At 62.9% G+C, this 25,061-nt stretch carries 29 protein-coding genes and 1 tRNA gene; 21 read left to right on the top strand and 9 right to left on the bottom strand.

What is annotated here, in order from left to right:
- Positions 1-1,197 carry a succinyldiaminopimelate transaminase gene (dapC, locus tag HV786_RS06355; RefSeq protein WP_175210314.1) on the bottom strand — a complete coding sequence of 399 codons (1,197 nt, stop codon included), beginning with the start codon at positions 1,195-1,197 and terminating at the stop codon, positions 1-3.
- 47 nt (positions 1,198-1,244) lie between these two features.
- On the opposite strand from dapC, the gene HV786_RS06350 reads away from it, so the two are divergent.
- Both HV786_RS06350 and HV786_RS06345 read left to right on the top strand, forming a co-directional pair.
- A tRNA-Leu gene (locus HV786_RS06350) sits at positions 1,245-1,331 on the top strand.
- 11 nt (positions 1,332-1,342) lie between these two features.
- Positions 1,343-2,854 (top strand): diguanylate phosphodiesterase, encoded by a 1,512-nt coding sequence (locus HV786_RS06345; protein ID WP_252870172.1) that lies wholly within the window; start codon positions 1,343-1,345, stop codon positions 2,852-2,854.
- On the opposite strand, the gene HV786_RS06340 is transcribed toward HV786_RS06345, so the two are convergent.
- Positions 2,842-3,030 (bottom strand): hypothetical protein, encoded by a 189-nt coding sequence (locus tag HV786_RS06340; protein WP_128828512.1) that lies wholly within the window; start codon positions 3,028-3,030, stop codon positions 2,842-2,844. The genes HV786_RS06345 and HV786_RS06340 overlap by 13 nt on opposite strands.
- Before the next feature lie 154 nt (positions 3,031-3,184).
- Here HV786_RS06340 and aqpZ point away from each other — a divergent pair, with 154 nt between their 5' ends.
- The 3 genes from aqpZ (at position 3,185) to HV786_RS06325 (ending at position 5,267) form a co-directional block, all read left to right on the top strand.
- Complete coding sequence (gene aqpZ, locus HV786_RS06335) at positions 3,185-3,898, top strand: aquaporin Z (RefSeq protein ID WP_128828511.1); 714 nt, start codon at positions 3,185-3,187, stop codon at positions 3,896-3,898.
- Positions 3,899-4,032: 134 nt separating this feature from the next.
- Complete coding sequence (kdsA, locus tag HV786_RS06330) at positions 4,033-4,890, top strand: 3-deoxy-8-phosphooctulonate synthase (protein ID WP_128828510.1); 858 nt, start codon at positions 4,033-4,035, stop codon at positions 4,888-4,890.
- 68 nt (positions 4,891-4,958) lie between these two features.
- Complete coding sequence (locus HV786_RS06325; RefSeq protein WP_128828509.1) at positions 4,959-5,267, top strand: carbohydrate isomerase; 309 nt, start codon at positions 4,959-4,961, stop codon at positions 5,265-5,267.
- 50 nt (positions 5,268-5,317) lie between these two features.
- Here HV786_RS06325 and HV786_RS06320 read toward each other — a convergent pair whose 3' ends face one another.
- Complete coding sequence (locus HV786_RS06320; RefSeq protein ID WP_128828508.1) at positions 5,318-5,803, bottom strand: GNAT family N-acetyltransferase; 486 nt, start codon at positions 5,801-5,803, stop codon at positions 5,318-5,320.
- 161 nt (positions 5,804-5,964) lie between these two features.
- Between HV786_RS06320 and HV786_RS06315 the strand changes: the two genes are divergently transcribed.
- Positions 5,965-7,614 (top strand): PqiB family protein, encoded by a 1,650-nt coding sequence (locus HV786_RS06315; protein WP_175210312.1) that lies wholly within the window; start codon positions 5,965-5,967, stop codon positions 7,612-7,614.
- A gap of 99 nt (positions 7,615-7,713) precedes the next feature.
- Positions 7,714-7,971, top strand: a complete 258-nt coding sequence (locus HV786_RS06310) for a hypothetical protein (RefSeq protein WP_128828507.1) — start codon at positions 7,714-7,716, stop codon at positions 7,969-7,971.
- 25 nt (positions 7,972-7,996) lie between these two features.
- Here the strand turns inward: HV786_RS06310 and HV786_RS06305 are convergent, their stop codons facing one another.
- Positions 7,997-8,305: a hypothetical protein gene (locus tag HV786_RS06305; RefSeq protein WP_062840797.1), complete on the bottom strand. Its 309-nt coding sequence runs from the start codon at positions 8,303-8,305 to the stop codon at positions 7,997-7,999.
- Between the two features lie 166 nt (positions 8,306-8,471).
- On the opposite strand from HV786_RS06305, the gene HV786_RS06300 reads away from it, so the two are divergent.
- Positions 8,472-8,870: a RidA family protein gene (locus HV786_RS06300; protein ID WP_128828506.1), complete on the top strand. Its 399-nt coding sequence runs from the start codon at positions 8,472-8,474 to the stop codon at positions 8,868-8,870.
- Positions 8,871-8,883: 13 nt separating this feature from the next.
- Here HV786_RS06300 and HV786_RS06295 read toward each other — a convergent pair whose 3' ends face one another.
- Positions 8,884-9,798: a LysR family transcriptional regulator gene (locus HV786_RS06295; RefSeq protein WP_175210310.1), complete on the bottom strand. Its 915-nt coding sequence runs from the start codon at positions 9,796-9,798 to the stop codon at positions 8,884-8,886.
- 123 nt (positions 9,799-9,921) lie between these two features.
- Between HV786_RS06295 and HV786_RS06290 the strand changes: the two genes are divergently transcribed.
- The 3 genes from HV786_RS06290 to HV786_RS06280 all read left to right on the top strand — a co-directional run bounded on the left by HV786_RS06290 (position 9,922) and on the right by HV786_RS06280 (position 11,881).
- The gene (locus HV786_RS06290) at positions 9,922-11,079 is read left to right on the top strand and encodes a DSD1 family PLP-dependent enzyme (protein ID WP_175210308.1); all 1,158 of its coding nucleotides are present in this window, start codon (positions 9,922-9,924) and stop codon (positions 11,077-11,079) included.
- Between the two features lie 28 nt (positions 11,080-11,107).
- On the top strand, positions 11,108-11,494 hold the full coding sequence (locus HV786_RS06285; RefSeq protein WP_128828505.1) for a RidA family protein: 387 nt from the start codon (positions 11,108-11,110) through the stop codon (positions 11,492-11,494).
- Positions 11,495-11,587: 93 nt separating this feature from the next.
- Positions 11,588-11,881: a hypothetical protein gene (locus tag HV786_RS06280; protein WP_128828504.1), complete on the top strand. Its 294-nt coding sequence runs from the start codon at positions 11,588-11,590 to the stop codon at positions 11,879-11,881.
- 40 nt (positions 11,882-11,921) lie between these two features.
- On the opposite strand, the gene HV786_RS06275 is transcribed toward HV786_RS06280, so the two are convergent.
- Positions 11,922-12,227 carry a DUF2513 domain-containing protein gene (locus HV786_RS06275; RefSeq protein ID WP_128828503.1) on the bottom strand — a complete coding sequence of 102 codons (306 nt, stop codon included), beginning with the start codon at positions 12,225-12,227 and terminating at the stop codon, positions 11,922-11,924.
- 123 nt (positions 12,228-12,350) lie between these two features.
- On the opposite strand from HV786_RS06275, the gene HV786_RS06270 reads away from it, so the two are divergent.
- The 5 genes from HV786_RS06270 (at position 12,351) to HV786_RS06250 (ending at position 14,965) form a co-directional block, all read left to right on the top strand.
- Positions 12,351-12,749 (top strand): hypothetical protein, encoded by a 399-nt coding sequence (locus HV786_RS06270; RefSeq protein ID WP_128828502.1) that lies wholly within the window; start codon positions 12,351-12,353, stop codon positions 12,747-12,749.
- 92 nt (positions 12,750-12,841) lie between these two features.
- The gene (locus HV786_RS06265; protein ID WP_056324478.1) at positions 12,842-13,162 is read left to right on the top strand and encodes a hypothetical protein; all 321 of its coding nucleotides are present in this window, start codon (positions 12,842-12,844) and stop codon (positions 13,160-13,162) included.
- 371 nt (positions 13,163-13,533) lie between these two features.
- On the top strand, positions 13,534-13,737 hold the full coding sequence (locus HV786_RS06260) for a cold-shock protein (protein ID WP_006220190.1): 204 nt from the start codon (positions 13,534-13,536) through the stop codon (positions 13,735-13,737).
- 136 nt (positions 13,738-13,873) lie between these two features.
- Entirely contained in the window at positions 13,874-14,437 is a 564-nt protein-coding gene (locus HV786_RS06255; RefSeq protein ID WP_128828501.1) for a DUF924 family protein, read from the top strand.
- 321 nt (positions 14,438-14,758) lie between these two features.
- Positions 14,759-14,965: a cold-shock protein gene (locus HV786_RS06250; protein ID WP_042794090.1), complete on the top strand. Its 207-nt coding sequence runs from the start codon at positions 14,759-14,761 to the stop codon at positions 14,963-14,965.
- A gap of 91 nt (positions 14,966-15,056) precedes the next feature.
- Here HV786_RS06250 and HV786_RS06245 read toward each other — a convergent pair whose 3' ends face one another.
- Positions 15,057-15,602: a TIGR00645 family protein gene (locus HV786_RS06245; RefSeq protein WP_128828500.1), complete on the bottom strand. Its 546-nt coding sequence runs from the start codon at positions 15,600-15,602 to the stop codon at positions 15,057-15,059.
- A gap of 258 nt (positions 15,603-15,860) precedes the next feature.
- On the opposite strand from HV786_RS06245, the gene loiP reads away from it, so the two are divergent.
- The 5 genes from loiP to lon all read left to right on the top strand — a co-directional run bounded on the left by loiP (position 15,861) and on the right by lon (position 22,859).
- A complete protein-coding gene (loiP, locus tag HV786_RS06240; protein ID WP_128828499.1) occupies positions 15,861-16,616 on the top strand; it encodes a metalloprotease LoiP in 756 nt (251 codons plus the stop codon).
- A gap of 164 nt (positions 16,617-16,780) precedes the next feature.
- Complete coding sequence (gene tig / locus HV786_RS06235) at positions 16,781-18,091, top strand: trigger factor (protein WP_056318847.1); 1,311 nt, start codon at positions 16,781-16,783, stop codon at positions 18,089-18,091.
- Between the two features lie 4 nt (positions 18,092-18,095).
- Positions 18,096-18,749 carry an ATP-dependent Clp endopeptidase proteolytic subunit ClpP gene (gene clpP, locus HV786_RS06230; RefSeq protein ID WP_063955619.1) on the top strand — a complete coding sequence of 218 codons (654 nt, stop codon included), beginning with the start codon at positions 18,096-18,098 and terminating at the stop codon, positions 18,747-18,749.
- 102 nt (positions 18,750-18,851) lie between these two features.
- Positions 18,852-20,150, top strand: coding sequence for an ATP-dependent Clp protease ATP-binding subunit ClpX (clpX, locus tag HV786_RS06225; RefSeq protein ID WP_056318854.1), 1,299 nt, complete (start codon positions 18,852-18,854; stop codon positions 20,148-20,150).
- Between the two features lie 258 nt (positions 20,151-20,408).
- Positions 20,409-22,859 carry an endopeptidase La gene (lon, locus tag HV786_RS06220; RefSeq protein WP_056318855.1) on the top strand — a complete coding sequence of 817 codons (2,451 nt, stop codon included), beginning with the start codon at positions 20,409-20,411 and terminating at the stop codon, positions 22,857-22,859.
- A gap of 180 nt (positions 22,860-23,039) precedes the next feature.
- Here lon and lexA read toward each other — a convergent pair whose 3' ends face one another.
- Positions 23,040-23,690 (bottom strand): transcriptional repressor LexA, encoded by a 651-nt coding sequence (lexA, locus tag HV786_RS06215; protein ID WP_062840730.1) that lies wholly within the window; start codon positions 23,688-23,690, stop codon positions 23,040-23,042.
- Between the two features lie 146 nt (positions 23,691-23,836).
- A complete protein-coding gene (locus tag HV786_RS06210) occupies positions 23,837-25,036 on the bottom strand; it encodes an amino acid aminotransferase (RefSeq protein ID WP_056318860.1) in 1,200 nt (399 codons plus the stop codon).
- Between the last annotated feature and the right edge of the window lie 25 nt (positions 25,037-25,061).

The raw sequence follows: 25,061 nt of genomic DNA, 5'->3' as shown, positions 1-25,061 counted from the left end.
TCAAACAGAAGTATGTACAAAATGGGCGATGCGCTCGGCCGCCTGCACGCAGTCGGCCAAGGGCGCCACCAGGGCGATGCGGATGCGTCCCTGGCCCGGATTCATGCCGTGCGCCTCGCGCGCGAGGAAGCTGCCAGGCAGCACGGTAACACCGGTACGGCCATAGAGGTCGCGCACGAACGCCGTATCGGAACCGGGCGTTGCCGCCCACAAATAAAACGAAGCCTGCGGCCGCGACACATCCAGCACCTTTTGCAGGATGGGCAGCACCGCGTCGAATTTCTCGCGGTACTGGCGGCGGTTTTCCTTCACGTGCGCCTCGTCCGTCCACGCGGCAATGCTGGCCGCGGACACGATGGGGCTCATCGCACTGCCATGATACGTGCGATACAGCAGAAACCGGCCGATCAGCGCCGCGTCGCCCGCCACGAAGCCCGACCGCAGGCCCGGCACATTGGACCGCTTGGACAGGCTGGAGAACACCACCAGATTGCGGTAGTCGTCCCGCCCCAGACGCCGCGCCGCCTGCAATCCGCCCAGCGGGGGATCGCCCTCGTCCAGATAGATCTCGGAATAGCATTCATCCGACGCAATCACGAAACCATGACGGTCCGACAGCTTGAACAGCGTTTCCCACTCTTGCAGCGACATCACGTTGCCGGCAGGGTTGCCCGGCGAGCACACGAACACCAGGCGCGTCTTCTTCCAGATGTCTTCGGGCACCTGGTTCCAGTCGCTGCCGAAATTGCGTACTGGATCGGCATTGACGAAGTAGGGCGTCGCGCCCGCCAGCAGCGTGGCGCCTTCGTAGATCTGATAGAACGGGTTGGGGCAGATCACCACGGAACCGGCCGCGGGATCGATCACTGTCTGCGTGAACGCAAACAGCGCCTCGCGCGACCCCAGGGCCGGCAGCACTTGCGTTTCGGCATCGGGCGCCGGAATGCTGTAGCGGCGCGCCAGCCACTCGGAAATCGCCCGGCGCAGGGCCGGATCGCCCTTCGTCGACGGGTAGACTGAAAGCCCGGCCATGCCGTCGCGGATGGCTTGCGCCACGCGCTCGGGCGCGGCGTGTTTAGGCTCGCCGATCGACAGGTTGATGGGCGTAATGCCGTCCGGCTGCGTGCTGGCAGAAGCCAGCAACGCGCGCAGTTTTTCGAACGGGTAGGGGTGCAGGGCATCGAGGCGCGGATTCATGACGCAAGATTTTAACAAGCAAGCTACAATAGCGGGCTTGGCCTATTGCGAAGGTGGCGAAATTGGTAGACGCACCAGGTTTAGGTCCTGACGCCGTAACAGGTGTAGGGGTTCGAGTCCCCTCCTTCGCACCACCAAACTTCCCATGTTTTTCCGTGAGTTAGGTTTCAGACCTATCAGGTTTCGAGCTAACCATTTCGGGAATCAGGACGGAGTGGCTGGGCGGGAATATTTTCCCTTTTCCCCAAGCCGTCCTTCATCTTGCCGCTGGCCACGAATCCGCATCCGCCGCGGACGCACCTTCCATGCCACTGAAACGGGCCCGGCCGCCAAGGCCTCCTTGCCCCGCGCCCAGTCTTCGCGTGCCCAACCCTGCCGCGTCTTGGCAACCCCGCCGCACCCGTCCAACGTCCGACCCGTTCGTGAAAGACACGACATGATTTCCACACTGATATACCGCAGCCGTGCTGTCGAAACCATGAATGCGCAGGATCTGACCGATCTGTTGACGCCCGCCCGAGCGCGCAACGCCGCGTTGGACGTGACCGGCATCATGCTCTTTGACGGCGTGCACTTCGTGCAACTGCTGGAAGGGCCCGATGAAGCGGTATCGCGCCTTTTCGATTCGATACGGCGCGACGACGCCCACAAGAACGTCGTGCTGCTCATGCAGGACCAAGGGCCGGCCCGCCGGTTCGGTGGCGATGCGATGGCCTTGCTTGACCTGCGCGAGCTCGGCCCGCAAGAGGTGTCCTCGCGCATTCTTGCCAAAATGACAGTTTTCGCCCGGCTGGCGCGTGGAGACGACCGGGTCGTGAAGATCCTGGGCTGGTATGCCGCCGCGCGGGGGACCGATCATATCGTCGAGGGCGAAGATGCGGCCCACTGGTGGTTTGCGGCGAGCGGCGCGGCTGCGATCCAGGAAGACCCCGCAGCGCCCGCCCGCGCGTATCCCTTTGCACTGCAACCCATCGTCGATCCCATGCGGCGCGAGGTCACATCCTTCGAGTTCCTGATCCGCGGCAGATCCGGAGAATCCCCTGAACAGATGTTCGCCAGTCTCGATCCCGCTCAGCGTTACCGCGTCGATCTGGAATCGAAAGCCGCCGCATTCGAACTGGCGCGGCGGTTGGGTCTGGACAATGTGAAGCTGTCGGTCAACCTGCTGCCGATGTCGCTGATCGAAGACCCGTCGGCGGTCAGCCGCCTGGTGGATCAGATTGCGGCCTGCGGTCTCTTGCCGCAGCACGTGATCGTGGAAATCACCGAACAGGAAGCCATTGAGCGCCCGTTTGCCTTCAGGGACGCGATCGCACGCCTGCGCCGGGCAGGCATCGGTGTCGCGATCGATGATTTCGGGGCAGGGTTCGCGGGCCTGTCGCTGCTGGCCGAATTTCAGCCGGACAAGCTCAAGATCGACCGGCAACTCATCCGGAACATTCATCTGGACGGCCCCCGCCAGGCGATCGTTTGCGGCATTGCGCGCGCTTGCAGCGCCATGGGCATCACGCCCGTCGCAGAGGGCGTGGAACGGGTCGAGGAATGGTGCTGGCTCCAGGCCGCCGGTTTCGAACGCTTTCAAGGCTATCTGTTCGCAAAGCCCGCACTGAATGCAGTGCCCGATGTGCGGTGGCCTGAGCGCGTTCAGGCTGATTGACGATCCGCGGGCGTCGGGACGACGTTTACGCACGCGGGCCACCGCTCGGCCGCTTTCGGCAACCAGGCGGTAAACCAGGCCGCGGCAGCCTGCGCCGCCAGGATGACGACCGTGCCTGCGGTGGCGGTGAACGCCGGCACGTACATCATCGCCAGATCCGCGACGACGATGACCATGAAGGCGGCCGCCCATGCCCAGGCAGTTGGATATTGAATGTCGTCCCCCCGCATCCCCCATCTGCCGGATTCCAGGGCGCCCGCCATCGGGCTATTTTGACCATTACCTTCGCGCCCGCCCCTACCTTAGGGCTTTCGATATCGAGGAATGGTCATGTACTCATTACCCAAGCGTTGCGGCGCGGAGTTCTTCGGCACCTTCTGGCTGGTGCTGGGCGGGTGCGGCGCGGCGGTGCTCGCCGCCGGATTTCCCCAGTTGGGCATCGGATTCTTGGGCGTGGCGCTGGCGTTTGGCCTGACCGTCCTGACGATGGTCTTCGCAGTGGGTCACATCTCCGGCGGGCACTTCAATCCTGCGGTCACGGTGGGGCTGGTGGCGGGCGGACGCTTTCCCGCCAAGGAAATCCTGCCGTACGTGATCGTGCAGGTGCTGGGCGCGATTGCGGCGGCGGCGGTCCTGGCATCCATTGCAAACGGCAAGCTGGGCTTTGACCTGCGGGCAAGCCACTTTGCCGCCAATGGCTATGGCGCGTATTCACCCGGCAAATACACATTGCTGTCCGCGCTGGTGACCGAATTGGTGCTGACGGCCGGTTTTATCTTCGTGATTCTTGGCGCGACCAGCCGGCGCGCGCCGGCAGGCTTTGCAGCCATTCCCATCGGCTTCGCGCTGACCCTCATCCACCTCATCAGCATCCCGGTCACCAACACGTCGGTGAATCCGGCGCGGTCGACCGGGCCGGCACTTTTTGTAGGCGGCTGGGCGCTGGAGCAATTGTGGCTGTTCTGGGTGGCGCCCATCGTGGGCGCGATCATCGGCGCGGTGGCCTACCGGCTGGTCAGCGATCCGGCGCTCGAGCGCGGATGACACGTCCGATCCGCATCGCGCGCGTGATTTAGGGCTACGGTGGGCAGGAAAATGGGGCCAGCCAGGTGATGCGGCGGTGGGGCAGGTTGTACATTACGCACTATCACCTGCCTTACCTTTACAGGATTGCCATCATGACCGCCCCAGAAGTCGTAATTTCCTCCTCGATCGCCTGCGCGAACGATCGGCCTTTCGTGCTGTTCGGCGGCATCAATGTCCTGGAATCCAAGGAACTGGCGCTGCGCGCCTGCGAGGAATACCAGCGTGTGACGCGCAAACTGGGCATCCCCTACGTGTTCAAGGCGTCGTTCGACAAGGCCAATCGCTCGTCCATCCATTCGTATCGCGGTCCCGGACTGGAAGAGGGTATGAAGATCTTCGAAGCCGTGAAAAAGGAGTTCGGCGTGCCGGTCATCACCGACGTGCACGAGCCTTGGCAGGCCGCGCCGGTCGCCGAAGTCGCCGACATCCTGCAACTGCCTGCATTCCTGGCCCGCCAGACCGACCTGGTCGTCGCGATGGCCAAGACGCAACGCGTGGTCAACATCAAGAAGCCGCAGTTCCTCAGTCCCACGCAGATGCTCAACATCGTCGAGAAGTTCACCGAGGCCGGCAACGACAAGCTGATTCTCTGCGACCGCGGCACGAGCTTCGGTTACGACAATCTGGTCGTCGACATGCTGGGCTTTGGCGTGATGAAAAAAGTATCCGGCAACCGTCCGCTGATCTTTGACGTGACCCACGCGCTGCAGCAGCGATCGGCCCTGGACGCCGCATCCGGCGGACGCCGCGAACAGGTGGCCGAACTGGCGCGCGCGGGCATGGCGGTCGGGCTGGCGGGCCTCTTCCTGGAAGCCCATCCCGATCCCAAGAACGCAAAGTGCGACGGTCCCAGCGCCTTGCCGCTGGACAAGCTGGAGCCCTTCCTGACGCAGCTCAAGCAGCTTGACGACCTGGTGAAGTCTTTTGCGCCCATCGACATCGAGCCCTGAAGCAGGCGCGGTCATGCCGCGCACGCCAAGCTGTTATACGATCCAGGCCACACGTTAGGGAGGCCTGGATGTCTTTGTATGTGATCGTCGCCGTGCGCAAGGAGGCCATGAGTGGCCATATCGCCTATGTGCGCTGGGGGCAGGCCGTGCGCGGCGTTCCCGGGTGGATCTCGGAGCCCACCACGGCGGCAGCCTCCGAAGTCATTGAACTTCTCAAGGACGGCGCTGAGGTCGAGACCGCGATCAGCGTGGACGGCTTGACCGTCGCATCGCGCGCGGTGCGCGTGCTGGTGGATGCCCGGGGCCGCGAGCATCTCGCGTCCGTCCCGGTGCCAAGCTCCACCTTGCACACGCTGTTCGACCTGCCGGAGTTCTGAGCGGTCTGGCTGTATTAGTGGCTGCCTAAGTGGCTGCCGTAGTGGCCGCCTTAGCGGCGGCCTTCGGCGAAATTGCGCAATGCGTCGCCGGCCATCCGATAGCGCACCCATTCGTCCTGAGGCAGGGCGCCAATGGATTGAAAGAAATCGATCGCGGGCTGGTTCCAGTCCAGCACACTCCATTCAAGCCGCCCGCAATCGTTTGCCACCGCCTCGCGCGCCAGATGGCGCAGCAGATCGCGTCCCGCGCCGATGCCTCGATGTTCGGGCGTGACGTACAGATCCTCCAGGTAGATGCCGTTCTTTCCAAGCCAGGTGGAGTAGCTGTAGAAATAGACGGCGTAGCCGATGGCCTTGCCCTCGACCAGGCACATCAACGCCCGGGCCGGAGCGCCTTGCGCAAACAAGGTGCGTTCGACATCTTCAGCGCTGGCGATCACCTCATGCGCGGCGCGTTCGTAGACCGCCAATTCGGTGATGAAGGCATGGATCTGGGCCGCGTCCGAAGGGACGGCAGGACGAATTTCGATGTTCACGGAAGCTTCCTGTTTACTGGGATGGCCATCCTACTCTTTCTTTGCGCAGCGGGCATGCGCAAACGTCGGGATTACCCTTGTTGCGCGGCGGCCCCGCTGGCGCGACGCTTTACCGGGATTGCACCCAGAGTCCGGACGCGTGCTCACGAAGGATGCCTTCAATGCCCGAGACTGCTCCTGCTGCCGCTCAAAAGCTCCCGCCTGCCCTCCGTGGCCGCCGGTTTTCCTGGATCTGGCTGGTGCCGATCGTCGCGGCGCTGGGTGGCTTGCTGTTGGTGCTGAAGGTCTGGATGGACGCCGGCCCGCAGGCCACGATCAGTTTCCAGACGGCAGAAGGGCTGGAGGCGGGCAAGACGCAGGTCCGATACAAGGAAGTGAATGTCGGCGTCGTGGAGCGCGTGGCGCTCAACGCTGACAGAACGGGCGTGATCGCGACGGTGCGGCTCAACAAGGATGCGGCGGGCCTCTTGCAAGAGGGCACCTTGTTCTGGGTGGTGCGGCCCCGGCTCACGCTTAGCGGCGTCTCCGGCCTGAGCACCTTGCTTTCTGGCGCCTACATCGGCCTGGATCCGGCTGGCCTGCGCGGCGGCGTCGATCCCGGCAATGCAAGCAAATTCGCGTTCGTCGGCCTGGAGGTCCCACCCGAAGTGACACAGGACCGGCCGGGCAAGCGCTTCACGCTCAAGGGCCATGACCTGGGATCGCTGGATATCGGATCGCCCGTCTATTACCGGCGCATCGCGGTGGGACAGGTTGTGAGCTATCGGCTGGACAGCACCGGCAAGGGGGTAGACATCCAGGTGTTCGTGGATGCGCCAAACGATGCATATGTGAACGAAGGCACGCGCTTCTGGAATGCGAGCGGGGTGGATTTTTCGGTGGATGCGCGGGGGCTTGACGTGCGCTCGCAATCCCTGCTGTCGGTGATCGTGGGGGGCGTCGCCTTCGATTCGATAGAGACCCGCCATCATGCCGCGGCCAAGCCAGAGGCCACGTTCGTCATCTACCCCTCCGAAACCGCTGCGCGGGCGCAGCCGGATGGCATGCCGTTGCATATCCGCATGCGGTTTGACCAGTCGGTGCGCGGCCTTTCCGTCGGCGCCCCGATCGACGCGTTTGGCGCTTCGGTCGGGCAGGTCGACGCCATCGGGCTGGAATTGGACCGTACGACCAACCAGTTCTACGCGCTGGTGGATGCCACGCTGTACCCGGAGCGGCTGGGCGCGAAGACCTTCGAAGAGATCCGGGAGTATGCCGGATCGTCGCTGGAGCATCCCAGCGGCAAGCTGATGGCGGCCATGATCGAGCACGGCCTGCGCGCGCAATTGCGCATCGGCAACCTGCTGACGGGCCAGCTGTACATTGCGATGGCGGTGTTTCCTGATGCCAAGCCCGTCACGTTCAAGATGGAAGAGGTGCCCTTCATCCCCACGGTGCCAAACAACCTCGATCAACTGCAACTGCAACTGAACTCCATTCTGACCAAGATCGAGAAGATTCCGCTGGAGGGCCTGGGCGCGGAACTGGGCAACCTGCTGCAAGGCACCTCCAGACTGGTCAAGCGGCTGGACACGCAGCTTGCGCCCGAAGCGTCCGCGATGCTGCGCCAAGCTAGCCGATCGCTGGGCGCGGTGGGCGGGTTGCTGAGTCCCGATGCGGGCTTGCCGGTCAACACGAGCACGCTGCTGCAGGAACTGGCCCGCACCGCGCGGTCGTTGCGCGAATTGGCCGACTACCTGCAAGCCCATCCGGGGTCGCTGTTGCGCGGACGCGCGCCGGATCCGGTGACTGGGCGGGCGCCAGCGCGTTAAACCATACGTTTCCCATCAGGAACGCCACTTGCTGCAAGCCATGCAGGGGCGCCAGGCGAGAGCGGATCGAGCGGCGCCGCGACAGAGGGGAGACTCAGCATGGACCATAGTGAAATGATGGCGCGCATGATCACGTTGCCGGTGGCGCCTGGCAGGTTTGACGGCTGGGACGGCGTGCTTTCCACTTTGGCCGACTGCCTGTTGCAGGTGCAGGGCAAGCTGTCTGACGCCGACGTGAAGCGTTTTCTGGACGTCGGCGCGCTGGTGTATCGCACCTGCTGTCAGGACGAAGCGCGCCAGCGCTGGACGGCCGAAGAACTCGCGGCGTATCACCGCAAGGCGCCTGTCGACGCCTGAGACGCAGGCGTGGCGCACCGCGGGGTCAGAAAAGACACTGCCTCAGCGCAAAAGTCCGCCCGAAGGCGCGGACTTCGTCGCCGTCCACCGACGCCGACACATCCCAATGCTCACCGCGCGTGACCAGAATGGACTGGCTGGAGAAGGCGTGCCGCAGCGCAAACTGCCAGAAGGCGCCTTCCGATCCTTCGGGCGCCAGATCATGCGGGCCGATCTGCAGGCGCGACGGCCGGGGCGTGGCGCCCAATGACCATTTCAGGGCAATCACCAGGAACGCGAAACGCGCGGACGTCGTGGCGGGCTGGATGCATAGAACTCGGATCTTCTCGCTCATGGCCGTGACCCTGGCTGAACAGACCAGTCCAGCGTAGCAAACGCCGTGCCGCGGCTCCATACCGCGTTTGGTCGACTCGACGCGCGGTGCCGCTGGCGCTTCGTCGTCCGCAGTGCGGTTGCTAGAATGACCAGCCGTCCCACGCCGGACTGCACAGGAGAAGCCCATGTCCCGAGTCGTCGTCAATCCCGATACGGTGTTCAACTCCGTGCAGTACGGTTTCAGCCAGGCGGTGATCGTTACCGGACAGCGCCGCATGCTGCTGTCCGGCCAGGTCGGCGTCGATGCCAACGAGCGCACGGTCGGACCCGGGCTGCAAGTGCAGACCGAAGCGGCGCTGGACAACGTCGAACGTGTCCTGGCGGCCGCGGGCGGCAATCTGTCGCAGGTCATCATGCTGCGGATCTACATTTGCGACACGGTCCGCACCGAACAGGAGGTCGTGGCGCAGGCGCTTCGCGACCGCTTCAAGGTCGATCCGCCGCCGTCGTCGTGGATCATCGTCAGCGGGTTGTCGTTGCCTGAATGGCTGATCGAGATCGAAGCGGAAGCGATGCTCGATTGAGCTGTCCTTGCGCCTAGGGCGCCCCGCCGCGCCAGGGCGGCGCGGCGAAGGCCGCGCGCAGCGCCGCCAGAAACCCCGCCGTGCGCGCGGACAGTTCCTGCCGCGATTTCACCAGCGCCACCACATTCGCATCGGGCAGGCTCCAGCCGGCCAGCAACGGGACCAGCGCGCCTGCACGGACGTGCGTGGCCACGTCCCATTCTGAACGCGCGACGATGCCGTGTCCGCCCAACGCCCACTCCAGCGCAGTGGCCCCCGCGTTGCACGACAACACGGGCGCGATGCGAACGCCGACTGCTGCGCCCCGGGCGCGCCTGAACCGCCACAGGGTCACGTCTTCGTCGTTCTCGCGCAGGGCGATGCAGTCATGGTTGCGCAGGTCTTCAGGCATGGCCGGCGTGCCGCGCCGCTTCAGGTACGCGGGCGACGCGCACAGCATGCGCCGGTTCGGCGCCAGCGGGTGCGCGACAAGGGTGGAGTCGCGCAGTTCGCCAATGTGCACCATGACGTCCCAGTTGTCCGACGCCAGGCGGGGAGGGCCGTCCGATAGCGTCAGGCTGGCCGTTACGTTCTCGCTGCGCGATCGGAAGTCGGCCACCAGGGGGGCGATGTAGCGCTGGCCAAAGCCCAGCGGCGCCACCACCCGCAGATGCCCCGCCACAACGCCGCGCCTGCCCGTAAGTTCATCGGCCAGCACCGTCAGGTCATGACTGATCTGCCCCGCACGCATGGCCAGCAGGCGGCCCTCGTCGGTCAGTGCGATGCCGCGGGCCGATCGGTTGACCAGTCTCACGCCCAGCCGCTTCTCCAGTGCATTGAGCCGCTGCGTGACTGCTGGGGGCGTCACATCCAGCGAGCGCGCCGCCTGCGCCAGCGATCCGGCAGTGGAAAGACTCAGGAAAAAGCGCAGGTCGTCGGTTGTAATCATTCAGGTTTGGATTAATGGAATATTAAGTTTGAATTAAACATGGGAAGTGGCGAGCGCGCCATACTTCGTCCTGATCCCGACGGGCCAGCCGTGCCCGCGCCCCTCATCCCTCAAAAGATTCCCATGACTCTGGAAAGCCCCGCGCCCACCCTGGATTCCCTGGAAACGCCCTGCCTGCTGCTGGACGAAACGCGCATGACGCGAAACATCGACCGGCTGAACGCCCTGATGTCCGGGCACGGCGTCAGGTTGCGTCCCCATCTGAAAACGCCCAAATCCATCGAGGTCGCGCGCCGTCTCATGACGACCCCGCAAGGGCCAGCCGCCGTATCGACGCTGCAGGAGGCCGAGCAATTCGCGGCCGCCGGCGTCACGGATCTGCTGTATGCCGTCGGCGTGTCTCCGTCGAAGCTCGATCGCGTGCTGGCCTTGCGTCAGCGCGGCATCGACCTGACGGTGGTGGTCGACAGCATCGAGGCCGCGCGCGCGGTGTCGGCGCGTTCCAAGGCTGCCGGCGATGCCATCCCGGCGCTGATCGAAATCGATTGCGACGGGCACCGCGCCGGTGTGCAGCCCAAGGACACCGGCCAGTTGCTGGCCATTGCGCGCGTGCTGCACCAAAAGGGCGCCTGCCTGCGCGGCGTCATGACGCACGCGGGCGAATCGTATGGCTGCCGTAGCGTCGAGGCGATCGCCGATATGGCCGAACAGGAGCGGTGGGCCGCCGTCAGTTGCGCGCAGGCGATTCGCGACGCGGGGTTGCCGTGCCCGGTGGTCAGCGTCGGCTCAACGCCCACCGCGCACTTTGCCCGGAACCTCGAAGGCGTCACGGAAGTCCGCGCTGGCGTGTACGTCTTTTTTGATCTCGTGATGGCCGGCCTGGGGGTGTGCAGCGTGGACGACATCGCCGCCACGGTGCTGACCACCGTTATTGGCCATCAGCCCGATAAAGGCTGGATCCTGGTGGACGCTGGGTGGATGGCCATGTCGCGGGACCGTGGCACGGCAAAACAGCCGGTGGACCAGTTGTACGGCTTGGTGTGCGACGTGGACGGCGCGGTCTACCCGGACGTGCTGCTTGCCGAAACCAACCAGGAGCAGGGCATCATCAAGGTACGCCCCGGCAGCAACGCGGTGTTGCCCGACCTGCCGATCGGCGCCAAAGTGCGTATCGTGCCGAACCACGCTTGCGCGACGTGCGCTCAGCACGACGCCTACGAGGTCGTGCGTTCCGGGGAGCCGGGCGTGGTGTCGCACTGGGAACGCTTCCGTGGCTGGTAGGCCGCGCATCATCAAGGAGGACGCTCGCATGGACCTCATCCAAACACCCGACGCCACCCCGCCGGCGGGCCATTATTCGCAGGCGATCCGCGCCAACGGTTTCGTCTTCGTCTCGGGGCAGTTGGGCTTTTTGCCGCCGGCCGCACCTGGCGTGCGCCCCGTCCTGGCGGAGGATGCGGCAGGCCAGACGCGGCAGGCGCTGCGCAGCGTGCGCGCAATCCTGGAGGCTGCTGGTTCCTCGCTGTCGTCGGTGGTCAACGTGACCGTGTACATCCCGGACGTCAGCCTGTGGGATGAGGTCAACGCGGTGTACGAGGAATGCTTTGGCAGCCACCGGCCAGCCCGCGCCATCGTGCCCACCCGAGAACTGCACTATGGCGCGTTGGTGGAAATCAGCGTGGTGGCGTTGGGCTGATCGGAGTTCGCAGCCGGGCAGGGGAGCAAAGGGCGGCAGGCAGGCGCCGCCTATAATGCGTGCGCCTCAATGCCCTTGGCGGAGACCGTCCCCATGCACTACGAGTATCTGTTCTGGTCCATGGCTGCCATGGTGGCCGCCGCACTTGCTGGCGGCACCTTGTGCGGCCGCCTGCGGACGGTCAAGCAGCTGCTGATCGGCCTTGTGGCGTGGTCGGCGGCGATATTCGTGGCCGTGCTGGTGCTGGCGCGGCTGGGGGGATTCGATGAACTGTCGGCGATGTTGTCGATCGCCGCCTTCATGTTCAGCCTGGTGATCGGCGCCGCGGCGGCGCTGTTGACGCGGCGCATCCGGCAACGCCGGCAAACGGCTCAATCATTGCGCTAAGCCGCGCGGATCGTCCGGCTGCGCCTTTCGGCGCAGCGTCTCATTCTTCGGCGTCGAAGTCCTCGTCGTCTTCGTCTTCGTCGTCCTCATCCTGCTCCAGGGCGTCGTAGCCCTTCCACGTGATGCGCCAGCGCGTGGCGCCGGCAGTCGCCGCGGTCTCGCTGATCTGCTTGACCAGGCCCGCATCTTCCAGCAGGTCCAGGTGATGCGCGATGAGCTGCAGGCCTTGTTCTTCGGGGTGCGGCGCCAGGGCGGCGTTCTTGATGTCGTGGGTGCTCAGGTTGGGGCCGGGGGCGTCGCGCAGGGCGCCCAGAATCGTGACGACCAGATCGAAATCGCGTTGCATGATGTCCACCATGTTGGGATGAAAGAACACGTTGACAATAGCAGACTTCCGCGACGGCGATAGGACGGCGCGCGCGCCTGCGTTACAGTCCGGGGTTCTTGCTAAACCACATTCGAAAACACCATGAAAAAACCCGCAGAACGGGATTGTCTGGCGGTCGTCCCAGGCTACACGGGCCAGTCCGCCAAGCTGTTCCTCTCCCGCGGCGAGGACGAGCGCATCGACGGCGTGACCGTCTACGACCTGCTCGGGCACGTCAAGCAGCAGGGCGATGCCGAGGCTGCCGCAGCCTGGGTGGGCGAATGGCTCGCCAAGGAAGCCGACAACCGCAAGGCGCGCCGCACGCAACTCCAGGCCCAGTTGTTCATCTGCAAGCTGGCCGCCGACGAAAAGACGGCGTTCCTCGCCGCGCAGAAGCCGCTGGCCCGGGTGCTGGCCGAAGCCGGGGTGCGTTGCCGTACCGTGGCGGCCACTTCCGGGGCCGCTCGCCAGTCGCTTGGCCCCAGCGTCAAGAAACGTTAGCCTAAGGCTGTTATAGTCGCGCCTGGGCGTGCGTGTGCACCTGTGAGGTGCGTGCCCAGGCGGGTTCAGCCCGCAAATCAAGGAAGATGGAAATGGAAATACTCAGTCGGCACGTTGCCGACGTAGCGGGCGGCGTCGAGCTGCACACCACCCTGGACGGCGAGAGCATCAGCGCTTATGTCGTCATGGGCGTGGATGATCTCAATGCAATCGCAGACATCGTGCCTCGCGAAAAAGTCGATGCCGGAGCGGATATACACGCCGCCAATGTCGACAATGTTGATAATGCTCAAGAACAGATCGACCAAGTGCTGGAAAATATGAACCCCGGCGACGTGGCGGTTTTCCTTTGCTCGGGCCCCGATGCTTTTGGCGCGGCGCTCGACTTGTTGGGTTTACCTATCGACGAGTAAGCCTGGCGGCAAACCATAGTGCCATCCGAACGGCGTATTGCAGGTCGTACGCGCTTTTGATGGCATTTATATAAGCCTTGTTTGTTTTTTTATGATGTATGGGTGTTAACACCTATGCAGGGACTCGTTTACCCTTTAAAAACGTGCAGAATAACTGCGCAGTTTCTCTTTGTTGCATTATTGGCACGTGTTTTTTAGGATTATGTTGACTTGTGAGGGGAATATAACGATAGTGTCGGCACACGATCACAAGCGTTGCGATTTTCGATCAGTGCGGTGCCTTTTCCGGCTCAGCGTTATTGTTCTACTGTCCCCTCCTTGATTGATTCGTGACCTCCGGGCATTTGCCCATTATCTCTAGGAAATACAGTATGGAAACCGGCGTCGTTAAGTGGTTCAATTCGGAAAAGGGTTATGGCTTCATCACCCCGGAAGCGGGTGGCAAGGATCTGTTCGCTCACTTCTCCGAAATTCAGGGCTCGGGCTTCAAGTCTCTGGAAGAGAACCAGCGCGTCAGCTTTGTGACGGCCAATGGCCCCAAGGGCCCGCAAGCCACGAAGATCCAGGTCCTGTAAGGCTCTGAATTTTCGCAAGAAGGCCCCCTAGTGGGGCCTTTTTTGTTTTCTGCGCGTTATGCTGGGCGGCTTATTTTCCGTCGCGCTACCCATTCTTTGGGAATGGCGGCGCGCTCACCCTTACGCACGCATCGCCATGACCGCAACCACCCCCACGCCGTTTGTCACGAAACCTCAGGATGTGGTCGCCTTCTGGCTGCACGCCGGGCCACCCCAATGGTTCAGCAAGAACGCACAGTTCGACGCCAGCTTTCGCGAGCGCTTCGAAGAGGCGCATATGGCAGCAGCCGCGCGCCGGCTCGATTCCTGGCTGGATGACCCCTCGGGCGCGATCGCGCTGATGATCCTGCTGGACCAGTTTCCCCGCAATGCCTACCGGGACACCGCGCATATGTTCGCCACCGACGCGCTGGCGCTGCATTTTGCGGAACGCGCGATCGCCGCGGGCCATGATCTGGAAGTCGATGCGTCGCTGCGCCAGTTCTTCTACATGCCGTTCGAGCACGCCGAGAGCCTGGCTGCGCAGAACCGCGCTGTCGCCCTGATGGAACCGTTGGGTGCGGAAGCCGTGAAATGGGCCGTCCTGCATCGCGACATCATCAAGCGCTTCGGACGCTTCCCGCATCGCAACGCGGCGTTGGGACGGCAGACGAGCCAGGCAGAACGGGAGTTTCTGGAATCCGGCGGATTCGCCGGGTAGGGCGCGGAACCTCGCGAGGCGAGCCCGGTGTGTCAGTTTCCACGTGTATCGGAGCGTGGCAAGTTGAAAATGTTCAACCCGCCCAGCGGCTTGGCTTGCGCTTTTTAGCGGGTGTAGGGCCCGTTTTCGGGATCAAAAACAGGCCTTTAGGACATTTGACGTTTTTCCAGATTCGCCAATAAACTGGTTTCAGCGAGATTCTCAAGCGACGCGGTCTGCGTTCTCCTTGGTCGCCGTCAGTGGTGCCGCGGTTGCTATCCTCTCCCATCCTTGAAGATCTGGCGTCCCGCGAGCAATCGCTTTTTAGGTCAAGGACATCCCATGGCAACCGGCATCGTCAAGTGGTTCAACGCCGAAAAGGGTTATGGCTTCATCATGCCCGACGACGGCAGCAAGGATCTTTTCGCTCACTACTCCGAAATCCGCAGCGAAGGCTATAAGTCACTGCAGGAAAACCAGCGGGTCACTTTCGACGTTGGAACCGGCCCCAAGGGCCCCAGCGCCAAGAACATCAAGGTAGCGGCCTGAGACCTATCGGGTAGCGCGCCGGGTGCGCCCGGTGTTCTATCCATAAAAAAGCCCCCACGTTTGTAGCGTGGGGGTTTTTTTGTGTGGGCGCTCAGTGCTTGGCGTTGCTGCCGGTCGAGAGCTTGTCCACCAATGCGATCCCCAGCGCCGAAAGAATGAAGATGGCGTGGATGATGGTCTGCCACATCACGCCGGCTTCGGTGAAGCGCGCATTCGGCGTGCCGATGGTGCCTGCTTCGATGAAGGTGCGCAGCAGGTGGATTGACGAGATGCCGATGATGGCCATGGCCAGCTTCACTTTCAGGACGCTGGCGTTGACGTGGCTCAGCCATTCCGGTTGATCGGGATGGTTCTGCAGGCGCAGGCGCGACACGAACGTCTCGTAGCCGCCAACGATCACCATCACCAGCAGGTTGGAGATCATGACCACGTCGATCAGACCCAGCACGATCAGCATGATCTCCATTTCGCCGAAGCTGGTGGCGTGGGTGACGAGGTGCCACAGTTCCTTGAGGAACAGCATGACGTATACGCCCTGCGCGACGATAAGTCCCAGGTAAAGCGGAAGCTGCAACCAGCGCGAACTGAAGATGAGATTGGGCAGCAGCCCGAGGCGAGGAGGGGGATTCGGGATCATGATGGGTGCGAGCCGTTGTGGTTTTGCGAAAAAATGCGCGGCGGCAATTCTATCAACGCCATGAGACAGCGGACATCTCTTTCAACCGGCGGCTTGCCGGTGCTCGGATGCCTAGCATGGCGTCCTTCGAGGCGCTCGGCTTTTTGGTAAGCGAAATTCGCATTTGCGAAACTCTGTGCCGAAATACGTCGAAAGCTGGAGCCGTATATAGAATTGCCGCCTCGTTTGCATAGAACAAGTCAATAGGAGTTTGTTCCCATGAAGATCCGCTACACCGTCGCCGCGTTGGCCATTGCGCTCGCCCCTTACTCGGCCGCACATGCGTTGGATATCGGTGGGCTCGTCGGCGCCGGCGCCAAGGTTGTCCAGGCGGCCACGCTGAGCGATGCCGAGATCAAGACCCTGTCGGACAAGGCATGCGCACAGAGCGATTCGCAGGAAAAGATCGCCGCGCCGGGCAGCAAATACGACGCTCGTCTGCAGAAGATCGCAAAGGCGCTGGGCGGCACGGTCAATGGCCAGAAAGCCAGCTACAAGGTCTATGTCACCAAGGACGTGAACGCCTGGGCAATGGCCAACGGCTGCATCCGCGTCTATAGCGGCCTCATGGATATGATGACGGACGACGAAGTGATGGGCGTGGTCGGCCACGAAATCGGTCACGTGGCGCTGGGCCACACCAAGAAGGCAATGCAGACCGCCTACACGGTGTCGGCTGCGCGTGACGCGGCTGGCGCGGCGGGCGGCGCGACCGTGTCTCAACTGAGCTCCTCGCAACTGGGCGACCTGACCGAGAAGTTCATCAATGCGCAGTTCTCGCAATCGCAGGAAAGCGCGGCGGACGATTATTCGTTCGACCTGCTGCAGTCCAAGAAGCAGAATACGCGTGGCCTTGTGACCGCGTTCCAGAAGCTGGCCGAGCTGGATGGCGGCAAGAGCGATATGATGAGCTCCCACCCGTCCTCGACCAAGCGCGCGCAGCACATCGAAGACCGCATCGCCAAGGCCAAGTAACCTCTCAGCCAGGCGTCGATCCTCGCTTTTTGGGCGATAAACGGGGCGCGAGCATCCGGGCAAATCCGGGGCTCGCGCCCCTTTGCGTCAGGGTTCCGGAAGTTTCCGGTAAAATGCCGCGTTTATCCGCCCGTAATCTCATCTCTCGGAAAATAGGTCTTTTAATGCAGCCTGTGGTTGAAACCCTCTCCGGCCTGGAGCGCCGTGTTGATCTGGCCGTCTCGGTGGCCGACGTCGAAAAGGAAGTCCAGGCGCAATTGAAGCGCGTGGCTCGGACCGCCAAGGTCCCCGGCTTCCGTCCGGGCAAGGCGCCGCTCGCCATGCTCGAGCGCAGCCATGGTCCCAGCATCCGCTACGACGTGATCAATAGCCAAGTTGGCCGTGCCTTTGAACAAGCCATCGACGGCGCCAAGCTGCGCGTCGCTGGCGCCCCGAACCTCGAGCCCAAGACGGAAGGCGTTTCCGACGACACGCTGGCGTTCACCGCCACGTTCGAGGTCTACCCGGAAGTCGCCGTGCCGGACCTGTCCGCCCTGGCCGTCACCCGCTACGAAACCGCCGTCACCGATGCTGAAGTTCAGCAGACGCTGGACGTGCTGCGCAAGCAACGCGCCACGTTCGAAGCCCGTGAAGGCCGCGCCAGCGCCGATGGCGATCGCGTGACGCTGGACTTTGCCGGCACCATCGACGGCGTGCCGTTCGAAGGCGGCAAGGCCGAAGACTTCCCGTTCGTGCTCGGCCAAGGCCGCATGCTGCCGGAATTTGAAGAAGCCGCGCGTGGTCTGAAGGCTGGCGAAACCAAGGTTTTCCAGCTCAAGTTCCCCGATGACTACCAAGGCGTGGAAGTTGCCGGCAAGACCGCCGAATTCACCATCACCATCAAGGAAGTGGCTGAAGGCGTCCTGCCCGAACTGAACAGCGAATTCGCCAAGTCGCTCGGCCAAGCCGAAGGCGACGTCGAAAAGCTCAAGGCCGACATCCGCAGCAATATCGAGCGCGAAGTGAAGGTCCGTTCGCAAGGCCGCACCAAGTCCAGCGTCATGGACGCCCTGGTCGAAGCCGGCAAGTTCGACGTGCCGAAGGCGCTGGTCGACAACGACGTGCAAGGCCGTATCTCGGCTGCCCGCGAAGAACTGAAGCAGCGCGGCGTGCCCAATGCCGAATCCGTGCCGATTCCGGCCGAAGCCTTCTCGACCGAATCCGAGCGCCGTGTCCGCCTCGGCCTGCTCGTCTCCGAACTGGTCAAGCAAGCTCAGCTGCAAGCCAAGCCGGAACAGGTCCGCGCGCGCATCGAAGAATTCGCCCAGAACTACGAACAACCCGCCCAGGTTGTCAGCTATTACCTGGCAGACCGCCAGCGTCGTGCTGAAATCGAGGCTATCGTGCTGGAAGACAACGTCGTCGCGCACGTGTTGGAAAAGGCCAAGGTCACCGACGAAAAGGTGCCTTTCGATCAGTTGATGGGGATGGCGTAACACTATGCAGAGATTCACCGATTTCTATGCGGCAATGAATGGCGGGTCTTCGGTGACCCCCACCGGCCTGGGCTACATTCCCATGGTGATCGAGCAGTCGGGGCGCGGCGAGCGCGCCTACGACATCTATTCGCGTCTGCTCCGCGAACGGCTCATTTTCCTGGTGGGGCCGGTGAACGACGCCACGGCCAACCTGGTCGTGGCTCAGTTGCTGTTCCTGGAATCGGAGAATCCTGACAAGGACATTTCCCTGTACATCAACTCGCCCGGCGGGTCGGTGTACGCGGGAATGGCCATTTATGACACCATGCAGTTCGTCAAGCCGGACGTGTCCACCCTGTGTACCGGCCTTGCGGCCAGCATGGGCGCGTTCCTCTTGGCGGCTGGCAAGAAGGGCAAGCGTTTCACCCTGCCCAACTCGCGCATCATGATTCACCAGCCCTCGGGCGGCGCCCAAGGGCAGGCCTCCGACATCCAGATCCAGGCTCGCGAAATCCTGGACCTGCGCGAGCGCTTGAACCGCATCCTGGCCCAAAACACCGGGCAAAGCATGGAGCGCATCGAGCTGGATACGGAACGTGACAACTTCATGTCGGCCGAAGATGCGGTATCGTATGGACTGGTGGACAAGGTCATGGCCTCCCGGTCCGAAGGCTGACTTCCCGGTTGATCCAGACCCGCTGCCATCATGTTTGAGTAAGCGCATGCGCTAGGCCATGTACCCGGCCTGGCGCATCTTTACCTGAGATACGAAAGAAATATGCCTGAAAAAAAGGGATCGGCAGACGCTAAGGTGCTGCATTGCTCGTTTTGCAATAAAAGCCAGCACGAAGTCCGCAAGCTGATCGCGGGTCCGTCGGTATTCATCTGCGATGAATGCATCGACTTGTGCAACGACATCATCCGCGAAGAGGCGCAGGCCACCGCGCGCGCGGCGATTCGTTCCGAGCTGCCCACTCCGGCTGAAATCAAGACTTTCCTCGACCAGTACGTCATTGGGCAAACGTCGCCCAAGCGCATGCTGGCCGTGGCCGTCTACAACCACTACAAGCGCATTCGCCACGGCGAGATCAAGGGCGACGAAGTCGAGCTCTCCAAGAGCAACATCATGCTGATCGGGCCCACCGGCTCCGGCAAGACGCTTCTGGCCCAGACGCTGGCTCGCATGCTGAACGTGCCTTTCGTCATGGCCGACGCCACCACGCTGACCGAAGCGGGCTACGTGGGTGAAGACGTCGAAAACATCATTCAGAAGTTGCTGCAGAACTGCAACTATGAAGTCGAAAAGGCCCAGCGCGCCATCATCTACATCGACGAGATCGACAAGATCTCGCGCAAGTCCGACAACCCGTCCATCACGCGCGACGTGTCGGGCGAGGGCGTGCAACAGGCCCTGCTCAAGCTGATCGAAGGCACGGTGGCGTCGGTTCCCCCGCAGGGCGGCCGCAAGCATCCGAACCAGGACTTCGTCCAGGTCGACACCACGAACATCCTGTTCATCGTCGGCGGCGCCTTCGACGGGCTGGAAAAGGTCATCCGTGACCGTACTGAAAAGTCGGGTATCGGCTTTTCGGCGTCGGTACGTGCCAAGTCCGAACGCGGCGTGGGCGAACTCTTCTCCGAAGTGGAACCCGAAGATCTCATCAAGTTCGGTCTCATTCCCGAACTGGTCGGCCGTCTGCCCGTGGTCGCGACGCTGGACGAGCTGGACGAAGCCGCACTGGTCCAGATCCTGACCGAACCCAAGAACGCCTTGCTCAAGCAGTTCCAGAAGCTGTTCGCCATGGAAGGCGCCGAGCTCGACGTGCGTCCGGCTGCGCTCAAGGCCATCGCCCGCAAGGCGCTGCGCCGCAAGACGGGGGCCCGCGGCCTGCGTTCCATCATCGAACAGGCGCTGCTCGACACCATGTATGACCTGCCTTCCCAGGGCAACGTCAAGCGCGTGGTCCTCGACGAAAACGCCATCGAAGGCGAGGGCAAGCCCCTGCTGATCTACGCGGATGAAAATGCCGCGCCAGAGAAGCCGGAGCGCGGAGAAGTCCGCGACGCCGCCGCCTGATATTTCAAAAAAGCCCGTTCTCGTAACGGGTTTTTTTACCTAGGGCGCGCCTACATCCCCGATCGCACTTTTCAGCCGCCCGTCATGGCCGCATACTGAAGGCGGTTCCAGGGCCTTTTTGGGGCCTTTTGGTGATCCAGGCGGCCGAGATCTTGAATTTTCGGCTATTGTTCCCATAACAGACGTAATTGACGAGTTTGCTCGGGTATTACCCGGGTGCCCCGTCCCCATACGCCGAGTCATACCGAGGAACCTCATATGTCTGCCAGCCAGACCCTGCCTTCCGACCCGATCGACCTTCCCCTGCTGCCGCTGCGCGATGTCGTAGTGTTCCCGCACATGGTCATCCCGCTGTTCGTCGGCCGACCGCGCTCCATCCGCGCGCTCGAGGTCGCGATGGAAGCGGGCAAAAGCATCATGCTGGTGGCCCAAAAGTCCGCCGGCAAAGATGACCCCACGCCTGAAGACGTCTACGAGATCGGCTGCGTCGCCGGCATCCTGCAGATGCTCAAGCTGCCTGACGGCACCGTAAAGGTGCTGGTCGAGGGTACGCAGCGCGCCCGCATCAACTCCATCGAAGACGCCGATTCGCACTTCACCTGCCAGGTGTCGCCCATCGAACCGGACGCCATGCAGGGCTCCGAAACCGAAGCCTTGCGCCGCGCCATCGTTGCGCAGTTCGAGCAATACGTAAAACTCAACAAGAAGATCCCGCCCGAGATCCTCACCTCGCTGGCTGGCATCGACGATGCTGGCCGCCTGGCTGACACGATCGCCGCGCATCTTCCCCTGAAGCTCGAGCAGAAGCAGAAGATGCTCGAGATCACCGGCACCTCCGAACGCCTCGAAGGTCTGCTCACGCAACTCGAAACCGAAATCGACATCCTTCAGGTCGAGAAGCGGATTCGCGGCCGCGTGAAGAAGCAGATGGAAAAGAGCCAGCGCGACTACTACCTGAATGAGCAGGTCAAGGCCATTCAGAAAGAGCTGGGCGAAGGCGAAGAGGGCGCGGACATCGAAGAGCTTGAAAAGAAGATCATCGCTGCCCACATGCCCAAAGAGGCGCGCAAGAAAGCCGATGCCGAGCTCAAGAAGCTCAAGCTCATGTCGCCCATGTCGGCCGAAGCCACGGTGGTGCGCAACTACATCGACACGCTCATCAATCTCCCCTGGAGAAAGAAGAGCAAGATCAACAACTCGATCAGCAACGCCGAAACGGTGCTGGACAACGACCACTACGGTCTCGAAAAGGTCAAGGAACGGATCCTCGAGTATCTTGCCGTGCAACAGCGCGTGGACAAGGTGAAGGCGCCGATCCTGTGCCTGGTCGGCCCTCCGGGCGTCGGCAAGACCTCGCTGGGTCAGTCGATTGCCAAGGCCACGAACCGCAAGTTCGTGCGCATGGCCCTGGGTGGCGTACGCGACGAGGCCGAGATCCGCGGCCACCGTCGTACGTACATCGGTTCCATGCCCGGCAAGATCGTGCAGAACATGTCGAAGGTCGGCGTGCGCAATCCCCTGTTCCTGCTTGATGAAATCGACAAGCTGGGCATGGATTTCCGCGGCGATCCCTCGTCGGCCTTGCTCGAAGTGCTGGATCCGGAACAGAACCATACGTTCCAGGACCACTACATCGAGGTCGACTTCGATCTGTCGGACGTCATGTTCGTGGCTACCAGCAACACGCTGAACATTCCGCCGGCGCTGCTGGACCGCATGGAAGTGATCCGCCTGTCGGGTTACACCGAGGAAGAAAAGATCCACATCGCCCGCGACCATCTGCTGCCCAAGCTGATGAAGAACAACGGCGTGAAGGATACCGAGCTGACCGTGGACGACAGCGCGCTGCGCGATATCGTGCGCTACTACACCCGCGAAGCCGGTGTCCGTGCGCTCGAGCGCGAAGTCGGCAAGATCTGCCGCAAGGTCATCAAGCAGTTGCTGACCCAAAGCGATCGCGCCAAGGCCGAGGGCAAGACGCCGGAGGTCAAGGCGGTCAACGTTACGGCCGACAACCTCAGCGACTACCTGGGTGTGCGCCGCTACGCGTTCGGCATGGCAGAAAAGGAAAACCAGATCGGTCAGGTGACCGGCCTGGCGTGGACGGAAGTCGGCGGCGACCTGCTGACGATCGAAGTCGCGGACATGCCCGGCAAGGGCGTCATCCAGCGCACGGGTTCGCTCGGCGATGTGATGAAAGAGTCGGTCGAGGCGGCGCGCACGGTTGTGCGTTCGCGGGCTCGCCGTCTGGGCTTTGCCGATAGCGTCTTTGAAAAGCACGACATGCACGTGCACGTGCCGGAAGGCGCAACGCCCAAGGACGGTCCGTCCGCCGGTATTGCGATCACTACCGCCATGGTCTCGGCGCTGTCGCGCATTCCGGTGCGCGCCGACGTCGCCATGACGGGCGAGATCACGTTGCGTGGTGAAGTCCTGCCGATCGGCGGTCTGAAGGAAAAGCTGCTGGCCGCCCATCGCGGCGGTATCAAGACGGTTCTGATCCCGGAAGAAAACGTCAAGGACTTGGCGGAGATCCCGGATAACGTCAAGAACCACCTTGAGATCGTGCCGGTCCGTTGGATCGACAAGGTGCTGGAATTGGCCTTGGAGCGTCTGCCCGAGCCCCTGGCCGAGGAAGAAGCCGTCAAGGAGCCGCTGGTTGCCAAACCTGCGGAACCTGGCTCGACCGACCCGGTGATGAAGCACTGATGGCGTCTTGAACGCCGGGGCGCCCTCGAAAGAGGGTGCCCGAAGCCGAAAGGCGTCACCAGGTCTTGTTGACGCCCGAAAGCAAAAAACCCCGCTTTCATGAGCGGGGTTTTCTTTTTGGTGAGCTTGCCTACCAGTTTGGGCGGGGTGGGGGGGGGGCGCCCGCCAGAGGGCTGCAGCCTAGTGCAGCGCTTGAGTGCGGATGAGACCCACCGCAATGCCTTCCAGCGCAAATTCCTGATCGGCCTTGACCACGATTGTTTCGAAGTCGGGGTTTTCAGGCAGCAGTTCGATATGGCCGTTCTGGCGTTGGAGCCGCTTGACCGTGACGTCGTCGCCCAGGCGGGCCACCACGATCTGGCCGTTGCGCGCTTCGGACGCCTTCTTGACGGCCAGAAGATCGCCTTCGAGGATGCCAGCGTCGCGCATGCTCATGCCGCGCACCTTGAGCAGGTAGTCGGGGGCTTGGGCGAAAAGGCTGGGGTCCACGCCAACTTCGCGCTCGACGTGCTCGGCTGCAAGGATGGGGCTGCCAGCTGCCACGCGGCCGACCAGCGGCAGCAGAAGCTGGGCGAGGGCGGGGATGGGAAGCGACGATTGCACCGGCGCGGCGGCGGCATCTTTGAGCCGGATTCCGCGTGAGGCGCCAGCCGTGAGCTCGATGGCGCCCTTGCGTGCCAACGCCTTGAGGTGGTCTTCTGCGGCGTTGGGAGAGCGAAAACCCAAGGCCTGGGCAATTTCGGCGCGGGTCGGCGGAAAGCCGGTGCGCGCGACCGTTTGCCTGATAAGGTCCAGGATTTGTTGTTGGCGATCCGTGAGTTTGCTGGCCATGGCGATGATCCGGTGTGAGCGGACTGTACATATATACAGCGCCATTCTGGGGGACGCAGCGCAAAAAAGCAAGCGGGGCACGATGCCAACAAAAACGGGACCCGAAGGTCCCGTTCTGACTGCTGACGGCGCACTGCCGACTTGATTTACAGCACGGCTGCGATGCCGGCTGCCACCTTGTCGATGTTGCCGCTGTTCAGCGCGGCCACGCAGATGCGGCCGCTGGACACGGCGTAGACGCCGTGTTCTTCACGCAGGCGGTCCACCTGGGCGGCGGACAGGCCCGAGTACGAGAACATGCCGCGCTGCTTGAGCACGAAGCTGAAGTCCTGCTTGCCGCCGTGTTCCTTGATCTTGTCGACCAGTTGAGCACGCATCAGGCGGATGCGATCACGCATGCCGGCCAGTTCTTCTTCCCACAGGGCAAACAGCTCGGGCGTGTTCAGCACCGTCGAGACGACCGTGCCGCCGTGCGTGGGCGGGTTGGAGTAGTTGGTGCGGATGACGCGCTTGAGCTGGCTCAGCACGCGCGTGGCTTCGTCCTTGCTGCCGGCGACAACGGTCAGCGCGCCGACGCGCTCGCCGTACAGCGAGAACGACTTCGAGAACGACGAGCTGATGAACATGGTCATGTCCATGTCGGCGAACAGGCGCACGACGGCGGCGTCTTCCTTCAGGCCATCGCCGAACCCTTGGTAGGCGATGTCCAGGAACGGGACCAGGTTGTTTTCCTTCACGACGGCGGCGATCTGCTTCCACTGGTCGGCGGTGGGGTCAGCGCCGGTGGGGTTGTGGCAGCATGCGTGCAGCACGACGATGGTCTTGGCGGGCGCGGCCTTCAGGTCGGCCAGCATGGCTTCGAAGTTCAGGCCACGGGTGGCGGCGTCGTAGTAGGCGTACGTGCCGACTTCAAAGCCGGCGCGTTCGAACAGCGCGCGGTGGTTTTCCCAGCTGGGATCGCTGATCAGCACCTTCGAGCCCGGCAACAGCTGGCGCAGGAAGTCAGCGCCGATCTTCAGGGCGCCGGTGCCGCCCAGGGCTTGCGTGGTCAGCACGCGACCGGCGGCGGCCAGCGCGGAGTCCTTGCCCAGAAGCAGGGCCTGCGCTCCGGCGTTGTAACCGGCAATGCCTTCGATCGGCAGATAGCCGCGGGCGGCAGCGGCTTCGATGCGGGCGGTTTCGGCCTTGCGCACAGCGCCCAGGAGCGGGATCCGTCCCTGATCATCGTAATACACGCCCACACCCAGGTTCACTTTACCGGGGCGGGTATCCGCGTTGTATTGTTCGTTCAGACCAAGAATGGGGTCGCGCGGCGCGAGCTCGACGGAATCGAAAAGGGTGCTCATGGGACTCTGATGAGGTGGGTGGACG

Source organism: Achromobacter mucicolens, assembly GCF_902859725.1.
Lineage (GTDB): Bacteria > Pseudomonadota > Gammaproteobacteria > Burkholderiales > Burkholderiaceae_B > Achromobacter > Achromobacter mucicolens.
The sequence above is the reverse complement of the archived record's forward strand: the minus strand, read 5'-3'. Positions and strand labels throughout refer to the sequence as shown.